Source organism: Pararhodobacter sp. CCB-MM2, assembly GCF_001691415.1.
GTDB lineage: Bacteria > Pseudomonadota > Alphaproteobacteria > Rhodobacterales > Rhodobacteraceae > Pararhodobacter.
Window position 1 is genome coordinate 25,546 of record NZ_LRRR01000040.1, and the last position, 10,900, is coordinate 36,445.

Here is a 10,900-nt window from a genome sequence, read left to right on the forward strand (position 1 = left end):
TTACGGATTCCGTACAGACCTGTCCATTTGTTTCCGCAGGCTCTCGTTGGCCAGATCCAGCTCGGCATCCGAGGGGGATTTGCCGGTCAGACAGGTCAGGTAATCGCGTCCGCGGGACATGCGCAGGGCCTCGCTTTCCCCCTGATCTAGGATCGCGTAGCCAATCTGGGTGAAATAGACGATCCGCGCGCGGACATCGGCCTCGGACTGGGCATAGCCATGGCGCAGGAACATCTCGGCCAGCGCCTCGATCCGGGCGTCATCCGAGGCGCGCAGCCGGGTGGCGACCTTGGCATCCTTGCGCGCCCAGCCCCGGACGGCAAAATCCAGCGCGGTATCGAAGCCGCCCTCGGCCTCCCAGCTGGCATAGAGCCGGGCGAGGGCCTCGGTGATCGTGCCGGACGGGAGGCGCGTCGCCTCGATCAAAGCGGCGGTGTTGGTGGCCTGCCAATGGGCCAGCAGGGCATCCAGCAACTCGGCCCGGTTCTTGAAGAACCAGTAGAAGCTGGAGCGCGCGCAATCGAGCTGCTCCGCCAGCGCGAGGATCTTCACGCTGTCGACCCCCTCGGCGATCAACAGGGCCAGCGCGGCCTGCATCCAGTCCTCGCGCGTGGTGCGGCCGGGGCCGCGCGTCTTGCGGCCGTCGGTATCGTCGGCGGCGGGATCGGAAGGGGACATGGAAGGGCCTTGCGGTGACAATGTCGCGCCAGACTAGGGGCAGGGCGGCGCGGCCACAACCCGGCCTCAGCGTTTCATCGCCGCCAGTTCCGCGCGCATCGCCTGCAGGCGCTGCATCACTTGGTAGTCGCGCTCATAGGCCGCGCGACGCTGGGGATCAGGGGTCAGAACCTTGCCCAGTCGCGTCATGGCGCGGGCGGCGGCGGGCAGGTCGGGGTACAGCCCGGCGGCCGAAGCGGCGGCAATGGCCGTGCCCAGAAGCACCACGTCCTCGGCCTCGGGGCGCATGACCGGCAGGCCCGTCACATCGGCGAACAGCTGCTTGAGCAGCGTCGTACGCGCCAGCCCCCCGGCGATGGTCAGGGCGGGGGCGCCGCCTTCGGGCGTGACCTGCGCCACGATCTGGCGCACCCCGAGGGCCAAGGCCACCGCGGTCCGCCAATACAGCGCGCAGAGCGCGTCGAAGCTGCGGTCCAGCGACAACCCGCTGACCAGCGCGCGGGCCGAGGGGTCGGACAGGGGTGAGCGGTTGCCACTGAAATCCGGAAGCACGTCCAGATGCGCGCCGAAGGCCGGGCCCTGTTCGGCCAACAACTCCGCGATCCGGGCGAGGACCTCGGCATGGCCGGGGCGCGGGGCGCCGTCGGAGGGCCAGCGCGCCAGCACCCATTCCAGCGCGGCCCCGGCCGAGGTCTGCCCCCCTTCCGAGGTCCACCAACCCGGCAGCACCGTGTCGCGCGATGGCCCCCAGATGCCGGGGGCGAACAGCGGCTCGGGCGTCAGGGCCATGATGCAGTTCGAGGTGCCGGCGATCAGCGTCAGGCTGGCCCGGCGCGCCCCGTCGGCGTTCAACCCGACCGTGCCGAGCGCACCGGCATAGGCGTCGATCAGCCCCGCAGCGACGGGAAGGCCCGCGGGCAGGCCGAGGGCCTCGGCCGCCGCGGTGGTCAATGTGCCGACCGGCTGACCCATGGGCGCGGCGCGGTCCGGCAGGGCGGCCTGCGCGCGCAGGTCCTCCAGCCCGACCTGCGCGAGGAAATCGTCCTGCCAGCCGCCATGCTCGGGCAGATAGGCCCATTTAGCCGCCAGCGCGCAGGCCGAGGCCGCGGCGGCCCCGGTGGCGCACTCGGTCAGGTGGTCGCAGAGGTCTCGGGCCGAGCCGAGGCGCGCCCACAGGTCGGGACGCTGGCGTTTCAGCCACATCAGCTTCGGCGTCTGCATCTCGGGCGACATCGAGCCGCCCAGATGGTCGATCAGCCGATGCCCGGTCGCCGTGCAGTCCGCGGCCTCGGCCACGGCGCGATGGTCGAACCAGGCGATCGTATCGCGCCCCTCGGGGCCCAAGGGGAGGGGGGCGCCGTCCCGGTCGCGCAGCACCAGCGAACAGGTTGCGTCCAGGGCCAGCCCAGCGACCGAGGCCGGGTCGATCCGGGCCTCGGCCAGCGCGGCACGGGTGGCACGGCACACCGCCTGCCAGATCTGATCGGCGGCGTATTCCCCGCCTTGCTGCGGCCCTTCATGCAAATCGAGCGGCGCCACCGCCCGCGCCAGCATCGCGCCGGCAGGGTCAAAAACCCCGGCCCGGGCACTGCGTGTGCCCACATCGACGGCCAGCAAATACGACGGCATGCGCTCCACCCTCAGGCGCCACCCCGTACCAGTGCAGGGAGATCCGCCATGGCGCTGATGATGGCCATCGGGGCAAGATTTTCAACACTTTGTCGCAGATTAGCCGGTCCGGCATGCGCGCCACCGATGTAACCCACCGCCCGCATGCCCGCCGCACGGGCCGCCCGCAGCCCGGCCGGGCTGTCCTCGATCACCAGACATTCCTCGGGCGCGACACCCATCTCGCGCGCGGCATGAAGGAAGAGGTCCGGCGCCGGTTTGCCGTTCTTCACCATCGTCGCGCTGAAAATATACGGGTCGAAGAAGGGCAGCAGCCCCGTCACCCGCAAGGACAGCCGAATGCGGTCAGGCTGGCTGGACGAGGCGACACAGACCGGCACATCCAGCGCCGCGATCGCCTCGGCCACGCCTCGCGTCGGTTTCAATTCCGTCTCGAACCGTGCCAGCAGGCGTTGGCGCATCCGGGCCAGCATCTCGGGCGTCATCTCGACCCCGCGCTCGCGCTTCAGCCAGTCCACGACCGAACCCAGCGATTTGCCCAGAAACTCCTGATAGCCCGTCGCCGTATCCAGCGTGCAGCCAGCCTCGGCCAGCACGTCCAGCATGACTTCCAACGACAGGGGCTCGCTGTCCACGAGGACCCCGTCGCAGTCGAAGATCACCAGAGAGGGCGTGCCTGTCTCCATCCCGTCAGCCGGCGATATAGCGTTGCAAGGTGGCGGCGGTGCCGTTTTCCCACAGGCTGTGCAGCCAATGGGCGAAGCGCTGGGCGAAGCCGGCATGCGCGGCCAGATCGCCGTAGATCGCCTCCTGCTCCAGCCAGGCCTGCGGACGGCGCCGCGCCTGTTGGGCGACGGGCACCAGCTTGTCCCAATTGGGGTCGTTGGCTTCGATCACCGCGCCGCTGTCGGTGGTCCCGGCGCAATACCGGGCCCAGAGCGCACATTCCAGCGCGAGGCCGTCATAAGTGCCGCCATGGGCGATGGCGTCGCGCAGGGTCGGGATGATGAATTTTGGCTGCCGGTTCGAGCCGTCGAGGCAGAGCCTGCGGATCGTGTCGCCGATCTTGGGGTTCGAGAAGCGCCGCTCGATCAGGTCGAAATAAGCGGGCAGCTCGGTATCCGGGACGGGCGGCACCTGCGGGATGATCTCGGTCTCCTCGATCTTCCGAAGGAAGCCGCGCACGAGGGGATGCTCCATCGCCTCATGGACGAAATGGATATCCATCAGCCCGGCCGGATAGGCGATGACCGCGTGGCCACCGTTGAGGATGCGCAGCTTCATCAGCTCGAAGGGCGCTACATCCGCGACGAATTGCGCGCCGACAGCCTCGAAAGCGGGGCGGCCGGTGGGGAAATGGTCCTCGAGCACCCATTGCACGAAGCCCTCGCAGAAGACGGGCCAACCGTCCTCGATGCCGAAGTCATCCGCGGCAATGGCGCGCTCGCGGTCGGTGGTGGCCGGGGTGATGCGGTCGACCATGGCGTTGGGGAAGGCCACGTTCGCGGCGATCCAGTCGGCAAAATCGGGGTCCGAGAGGCGGGCGAGACCGCAGAGCGCGTTCTTCGTCACCACGCCGTTGTGGGGGATGTTGTCGCAGCACATGACGGTGAAGGGCTGAAGGCCAGCGTCACGGCGCGCCTTCAGGGCCTGGATCATCATGCCGAAGGCGGTCTTGGGGGCCTCCGGATTGGCGGCGTCGGCGGCGATAGCGGGGTGGGTCGGGTCGAACTTGTCCTTGGAGTCAAGGAAATAGCCGCCCTCGGTGATCGTCAGCGAGACGATGCGGATATCGGCCTCGCTCATCCGCGCGATGATCGCCCCGGCATTGGCGGGTTCGATATAGTCGATCATCGAGCCCAGCACGCGGGCCTCGGAATGGGTGGCTTCCTGCTCGACCAGCGTGGTCAGCCAGTCCTGCTTCGCCAGAACCTCGCGGCCCCGGCGTTCGCCCTCGAAGACGCCCGCGCCGACCAGGGCCCAATCGAGGCTCTGGCCCTGATTGAACAGCCGGTCGAGATACATCGCCTGATGCGCGCGGTGAAAGTTGCCGACGCCGAAATGCAGGATCCCGGCCGAGAGGCTTTCGCGCGCATAGACCGGCGTCGCGACGCCCTCGGGCAGGGAGGAGAGAGTGGTAAGGGAGAGGGGAGTGGCCATATCAGCTCATCCAGTTTCCGCCGTCGACATTGTAGGTCTGGGCGACGATGTAATCGGCCTCGGGGGAGGCCAGGAAAACGGCCATGCCGGTCAGGTCCTCGGCCCTGCCCATGCGGCCATGGGGGACGGCCTCGCCGACTTCACGCTTCTTCTGGCCGGGGGCTTTCCCCTCGTATTTCGCGAAGAAGGCGTCGACGCCGTCCCAATGCTCGCCATCGACCACGCCGGGCGCGATGGCATTGACGTTGATGCCGTGCTTGATCAGATCGAGCCCCGCCGATTGCGTGAGGCTGATGACCGCGGCCTTGGTGGCGCAGTAGACCGCCACCAGAGCCTCGCCGCGACGGCCGGCCTGTGAGGCCATGTTGATGATCTTGCCGCCCGTGCCCTGGGCGATCATCTGCTTCGCCGCCGCCTGCAGCGTGAACAGGGTGCCCGCCACGTTGACCGAGAAGACGCGGTCGTAATCGGCGCGCGTGATCTCGACGATGGGGGCGGCGGTGAAGAGGGCGGCGTTGTTGATGAGGATGTCGAGGCCCCCCATCAGCGCCACGGCCTCGGCCACGCCTGCTTCAATGGAAGCCGGGTCCGTCACGTCCATCCGCACCGCGCGCGCGCCGATCGCCTCGGCCGAGGCTGTCGCCCGGTCGAGGTCGATATCCGCGATCACCACCTCGGCGCCCTCGGCCCGATAGGCCGTGGCGAAGGCAAGCCCGATGCCACGGGCCGCCCCGGTGATCAAAGCGCGCTTGCCAGCCAGTCGGGTCATGCCAGTCGCAGCCCCTCTGCGTCGAAGCGGTGGATCTGCGCGGCATCCGGCGTCAGGTGGATCGTGTCGCCATAATGCAGGTTCACCTCGCCGCCCGCGCGGACGGTCAGGGTCTCGGGGAAGCCCTCGACATGGACATGGAAGAAGGTGTCCGAGCCGAGGTGTTCCGACACGCCGACCTTGCCCGTCCAGGTGCCGCCCTCATCGGTGACGATCAGATGCTCGGGACGGATGCCGATGGTGTGGGCGCTGTGCTTGGCGGCCTCGGCCCCGTCGATGAAGTTCATCTTGGGCGAGCCGATGAAGCCCGCGACGAATTTGTTGCGCGGGGTGCGGTACAGCTCCAAGGGCGAGCCGACCTGCTCGATCCGACCGGCCTGCAGCACGACGATCTTGTCGGCCATGGTCATGGCTTCGACCTGATCGTGCGTCACATAGATCATCGTCGTCGCCAGCCGCTTGTGCAGCTCGCTGATCTCGAGCCGCATGCCGACGCGCAGCGCCGCATCGAGGTTCGAGAGCGGCTCGTCGAACAGGAAGGCAGAGGGCTCGCGCACGATGGCGCGGCCGATGGCGACCCGCTGGCGCTGACCGCCCGACAGCTGGCCCGGCCGACGGTCGAGATAGCTGTCGAGGTTCAGAACCTTCGCTGCACCTTCGACGCGACGGTCGATCTCGGCTTGATCGAGCTTCGCCATCTTCAGCGGGAAGGCGATGTTCTTGCGGACCGACATGTGGGGGTAGAGCGCGTAGCTCTGGAACACCATGGCGAGGCTGCGCTTCGCCGGCGACAGATGCGTGGCATCCGTGCCGTCGATGCGGATCTCGCCGGAGGTGACGTCTTCCAGACCGGCGATCAGGCGCAGGAGGGTGGATTTGCCGCAGCCCGAGGGGCCGACGAAGACCACGAACTCGCCGTCATTGATGGTCAGGTCCAGGGGCGGGATGACCTCGACATCGCCGAAAGCCTTGCGAACCTTGTCAAGCGTGATGCGTCCCATGTTCTCAGTTCCTTACTTGACGGCGCCGAAGGTGAGGCCGCGCACGAGTTGTTTCTGGCTGAACCAGCCGAGGATGAGGATCGGCGCGATGGCCATGGTCGAGGCCGCGCTAAGCTTGGCGTAGAACAGACCCTCGGGGCTGGAATAGCTGGCGATGAAGGCCGTCAGCGGGGCCGCGTTGACCGTGGTCAGCGTGAGCGTCCAGAAGGCTTCGTTCCAGGCCAGGATGATGTTCAGAAGCACCGTCGAGGCGATGCCGGGGATGGCCATCGGCGTCAGGACATAGAGGATCTCGTCCTTCAGCGTGGCGCCATCCATCCGCGCGGCTTCCAGGATCTCGCCCGGAATTTCGCGGAAATAGGTGTAGAGCATCCAGATGATGATCGGCAGGTTGATCATCATCAGAATGAAGATCAGCGCCGTCTTGCTGTCCAGAAGCCCCATGTTGATGAGGATCAGGCGGATCGGATACAGTACGCCGACGGCGGGCAGCATCTTCGTCGACAGCATCCACATCAGGATGTCCTTGGTGCGCTTGGCCGGCACGAAGGCCATCGACCAGGCGGCGGGCACCGCGATGATGATCCCCAGCAGCGTCGACCCCACGGCCAGCGCCACCGAGTTCCACAGATAGCGCATGTAATCCGAGCGCTCCTGCACGACGCGGTAGTTCTCCAGCGTCCAGTCGAAGTTGAAGAACACGGGCGGATCGGCGATGGCCGTGGCCTCGGTCTTGAAGCTGGTGAGGATGGTCCAGAGGATCGGGAAGAAGATCGCAAGGCCGATGATCCAGGCCAGGGCCGTGAAGACGATCTTGCGTTGGGTGGTGACGGCGCGTGCCATGCTGGTCTCCTCCTCAGGCGTCGAGGTTCTTGCCGACGACGCGCATCAGCACGAGGGCAACGAGGTTGGCGAGGATGACGGCATAGATGCCACCGGCGGAGCCAAGGCCCACGTTCTGGCTTTCGATCACGCGCTGGTAGACGAGGTAGGTCAGCGTGCGGGTGCCGAAGGCGCCGCCCGTGGTGACGTAGATCTCGGCGAAGATCGACAACAGGAAGATGGTCTGGATCAGCACCACCACGGTGATCGACCGGGCGAGGTGCGGCAGGGTGATGTAGCCAAAGCGCGACAGGGGGCCCGCGCCGTCCATCTCGGCGGCTTCCAGCTGCTCGCTGTCCAAGGATTGGATCGCGGTCAGCAGGATCAGCGTGGCGAAGGGCAGCCATTGCCAAGACACGATCAGGATGATCGAGAACATCGGCGCTTGGCTGAGCCAGTCGATGGGCTCAAGCCCGAGGCCTTTGAAAAGATGGGCGAAAAGGCCGTTCACGGGGTTCATGAACATGTTCTTCCACACCAGCGCCGAGACGGTGGGCATGACGAAGAACGGCGCGATCACGAGGATCCGCACGATCCCCTGACCCCAGATCGGCTGGTCCAGCAGGATCGCCAGCAGGATGCCCCCGACGATGGTGATGAGAAGCACGCCCCCCAGAAGCTGCAAGGTCGTGATGACCGAGTCGAGGAAGGCGGAAGAGGTGATGAAACGGGTGTAGTTCGCCAGGCCCTCGCAGCAATCGAACGTGCCGCGCATCGGGCGGTAGTCCAGCGTCGAGAACCACAGGGTCATGATCAGCGGGACCAGCATCCACACGAGGAGCAGGAAGACCGCCGGGGTCATCATGAGGCGAGCCGCCGAACGGGAATGCTGGGTAGCCATGGGAACCCTCGTGGCGAAGTTGCGGGGGGTGGGCCCAGCCCGGCGGGCTGGGCGCCATTTCATGGGAGAGAGAGAGAAAAAGGGGCAGGCCCGGAGGGTGGGCCTGCCCTAGGGGAGAGACCCCGGCTTAGTAGCCGGCAGCCTCCATCTCTTCGGTCGCCAGCTCTTGGGCTTGCGACAGAGCGTCTTCCGCGCTCATCTGACCGGCGAGGGCTGCCGAGAACAGCTGACCGACTTCGGTGGCGAGGCCCGCGAATTCCGGGATCGCGACGAACTGCACGCCGGTATAGGGAACCGGATCGACCGACGGGTTGGTCGGATCGGCGGCTTCCATCGAGCGCAGGGTCATTTCAGCGAAGGGCGCCGCGTCCAGGTATTCCTGGTTCTCATAGAGTGAGGTGCGGGTGCCCGGGGGCACGTTGGCCCAGCCCTCTTCCGAGGCAACCAGTTCGGTGTAGGCGGCGCTGGTGGCCCAAGCGATGAAGGTCTTCGCCGCTTCCTGAGCGTCCGACGAGGCCGGGATCGCCAGGTTCCACGCCCAGAGCCAGTTGCCGCGACGGCCGAGGCCGTTGTCGGGGGCCAGCGCGAAGCCGACTTGGTCGGCCACTTCGCTGTCATTGGCGTTGGTCACGAACGAGGCGGCCACGGTCGCGTCGATCCACATGCCGCAATGGCCGGTCTGGAACAGCGCGAGGTTCTCGTTGAAGCCGTTGTTCGAGGCGCCCGGAGGACCGTAGTTGGTCATCAGGTCGAGGTAGAAGTCGAGGGTGTTGGCCCAGGCTTCCTGATCGAACTGCGGGGTCCAGTCCATGTCGAACCAGCGCGCGCCGAACGAGTTCGACATGGCGGTCAGGAACGCCATGTTCTCGCCCCAGCCGGCTTTGCCGCGCAGGCAGATGCCGTAGATTTCGTTGTCGCGGTCGGTCATCGCGGCCGCGGCTTCACGGATGAAGTCCCAGGTGGGGGCTTCCGGCATCTCGAGGCCGGCGGCTTCCATCAGGTCCGTGCGGTACATGACCATCGAGCTCTCGCCATAGAAGGGCGAGGCATAGAGATGGCCGTCGACGGTCAGGCCGCCGCGCACGGCGGGCAGCAGGTCGTCGATGTTGTAGTCGTCGCCGAGATCGTCGAGCGACACCAGCCAGTCATTGGCGCCCCAGATCGGTGCCTCGTAGGTGCCGATGGTGATGACGTCATACTGACCACCGCCGGTGGCGATGTCGGTCGTGACGTTCTGGCGCAGGACGTTTTCTTCCAGCGTGACCCACTGGACGTCGATATCCGGGTGCATGTCCGTGAAGTGGCTGGTCAGCCCCTGCATGCGGATCATGTCGCCGTTGTTGACGGTGGCAATGGTGATGGTTTCGGCCTGAGCCGCGACGGCGAAGCCGGCGGCGGTCAGAGCCGTCGCACCCATCAGGGCGCGCAGCGAACGGGTCATTGGTAATCCTCCCAGATTGAGCAAATGCTAAACCCATGAGCAATTTCTCACGGCGGTATGAAAATCGTCAACCTTTTTTTGTTAGCGCCGGACGGATCTGCGGTTCTCCTTCCCTTTGGTTATGGGGCAACACCTTGCCACGGCAGGGAAAACCACGCGGGGCAGGGGTCGTCGAAAAGCGTCCGGATATACGGCTGAAACCCGGCGAACCGGGTTGCCGCAATGCAGCAATCACGCAAATTCAGGTCAGGCCAGCAGGGCCGCCGCGGTGTCCTCGTCGGTGACGAGGCCATTGGCCAGCCGCCCGATCAGGGCCCCGCGAATCGCCGGCACCTTGTCGGGACCATGGGCCGCGGCGATGGTCGGGCCGGGATGGTCGCGCGACAGGCTGGCCGAGCTGACGCGGGAATTGATCTCGTCCTCGATCAGGCGCCCTTCGGCGTCGAAGACGAAGCCGACGATCTCGCCGACCGCGCCCTTTTCGCGCAGGCGGCGCTGATCGGCCTGGGTGATGAAGCCGTCGATGACCAGCGGTGCGGCCTCGATCATCGTGCCGACCCCAACGAGGCGGATGTCGGCCCGTTCGGCCAGCGCGCGGGTCACGTCGAGGGTCTTTTGCCCCAACAGCGCCGCGCGCTCCTCGGCCGAGGCAGTGATGACCGGCAGTGGCACGGGATAGGTCTGGGCGGTGATCTTGTCGGCGATGGTGAACAGCACGTTGTAGAACGCCGTCGAGCCATCGGGCGAGATGTTGCCCGTTAGCGAGACAATCTTGTGTTGGGCGCAATCGAGATGCGGCAGGTGTTCGACCGCCGCCCGCAATACGCGCCCGGTACCGAGGCCGATGACCAGCGGCTCGGGCTGTGTCAGGTAGCGCTCCAGCAGGTTACCGGTCGCTTGCGACACCGCGAGGCCCGAGCTGGCGAAACTGTCCAGCGAGGGCACGACCTCGCACAGGGCCAGCCCATAGCGTTCGCGCAATTGGCGGGCGAGGTCCATGCATCGGGCGATGGGGTGGTCGATGCGCACCTTGACCAGACCGGCCGCCAGCGCCTGCGACACCAGTCGCTGCGCCGATTGCCGCGAGATGCCCATGATCTGCGCGATCTCGTCCTGCTTGCAGCCGCCGGTATAGGCCAGCCAGGCCGCCCGCGCTGCATCGTCAAGCTTGCGTTCTTCCGAGCTCATCCTGCCCCCTTGGTCCTGCACCATGGTGGCGCAACCGGGGGCGTTTTGGCAAGACGCCGCGCCCCTGTCCAGATCCGGCAAGGGGCGCGGCGCCTCAGGGTCGTCCGCCGGTCACAGGCGGGTGCGGTCGGCGTCCTCGGCTTCCCGCATGATGCGCGAATCCTCGCGCAACTCCAGCCACATGGCGTTCAGGACGGCGAACAGCGCGGCCAGCGGAAGGCCCAGGATCCAGGCGAAATACCACATCGCGTCAGCTCCTCAGTAGGAATGGCCGGGGCCGGTGACGTCATCCTCGGTCACCTTGCCCCACA

Annotated in this window: 11 protein-coding genes; all 11 read right to left on the reverse strand. The window is 66.7% G+C overall.

Going from position 1 to position 10,900, the window contains the following annotated elements; genetic code table 11:
- The 11 genes from BCY78_RS22360 to cydX all read right to left on the reverse strand — a co-directional run bounded on the left by BCY78_RS22360 (position 1) and on the right by cydX (position 10,835).
- Positions 1-678 (reverse strand): TetR/AcrR family transcriptional regulator, encoded by a 678-nt coding sequence (locus BCY78_RS22360; protein ID WP_068306277.1) that lies wholly within the window; start codon positions 676-678, stop codon positions 1-3.
- A 66-nt stretch (positions 679-744) separates the two neighbouring features.
- Entirely contained in the window at positions 745-2,307 is a 1,563-nt protein-coding gene (locus tag BCY78_RS22365) for an FGGY family pentulose kinase (protein ID WP_068306279.1), read from the reverse strand.
- An 11-nt stretch (positions 2,308-2,318) separates the two neighbouring features.
- A complete protein-coding gene (locus tag BCY78_RS22370) occupies positions 2,319-2,993 on the reverse strand; it encodes an HAD family phosphatase (protein WP_068306281.1) in 675 nt (224 codons plus the stop codon).
- A gap of 4 nt (positions 2,994-2,997) precedes the next feature.
- Positions 2,998-4,467 carry a mannitol dehydrogenase family protein gene (locus tag BCY78_RS22375; protein ID WP_068306283.1) on the reverse strand — a complete coding sequence of 490 codons (1,470 nt, stop codon included), beginning with the start codon at positions 4,465-4,467 and terminating at the stop codon, positions 2,998-3,000.
- Position 4,468: 1 nt separating this feature from the next.
- Positions 4,469-5,236: an L-iditol 2-dehydrogenase gene (locus BCY78_RS22380; RefSeq protein WP_068306285.1), complete on the reverse strand. Its 768-nt coding sequence runs from the start codon at positions 5,234-5,236 to the stop codon at positions 4,469-4,471.
- A complete protein-coding gene (locus BCY78_RS22385) occupies positions 5,233-6,237 on the reverse strand; it encodes an ABC transporter ATP-binding protein (protein WP_068306287.1) in 1,005 nt (334 codons plus the stop codon). The genes BCY78_RS22380 and BCY78_RS22385 overlap by 4 nt, the downstream gene beginning before the upstream one ends.
- Before the next feature lie 12 nt (positions 6,238-6,249).
- A complete protein-coding gene (locus BCY78_RS22390; RefSeq protein ID WP_068306290.1) occupies positions 6,250-7,080 on the reverse strand; it encodes a carbohydrate ABC transporter permease in 831 nt (276 codons plus the stop codon).
- Positions 7,081-7,093: 13 nt separating this feature from the next.
- On the reverse strand, positions 7,094-7,960 hold the full coding sequence (locus tag BCY78_RS22395; protein WP_068306291.1) for a carbohydrate ABC transporter permease: 867 nt from the start codon (positions 7,958-7,960) through the stop codon (positions 7,094-7,096).
- Between the two features lie 127 nt (positions 7,961-8,087).
- Positions 8,088-9,401, reverse strand: coding sequence for a sugar ABC transporter substrate-binding protein (locus tag BCY78_RS22400; protein WP_068306292.1), 1,314 nt, complete (start codon positions 9,399-9,401; stop codon positions 8,088-8,090).
- A gap of 246 nt (positions 9,402-9,647) precedes the next feature.
- Positions 9,648-10,589 (reverse strand): sugar-binding transcriptional regulator, encoded by a 942-nt coding sequence (locus BCY78_RS22405; protein WP_068306294.1) that lies wholly within the window; start codon positions 10,587-10,589, stop codon positions 9,648-9,650.
- Between the two features lie 111 nt (positions 10,590-10,700).
- Positions 10,701-10,835: a cytochrome bd-I oxidase subunit CydX gene (cydX, locus tag BCY78_RS22410; RefSeq protein WP_068306296.1), complete on the reverse strand. Its 135-nt coding sequence runs from the start codon at positions 10,833-10,835 to the stop codon at positions 10,701-10,703.
- Positions 10,836-10,900: the final 65 nt, after the last annotated feature.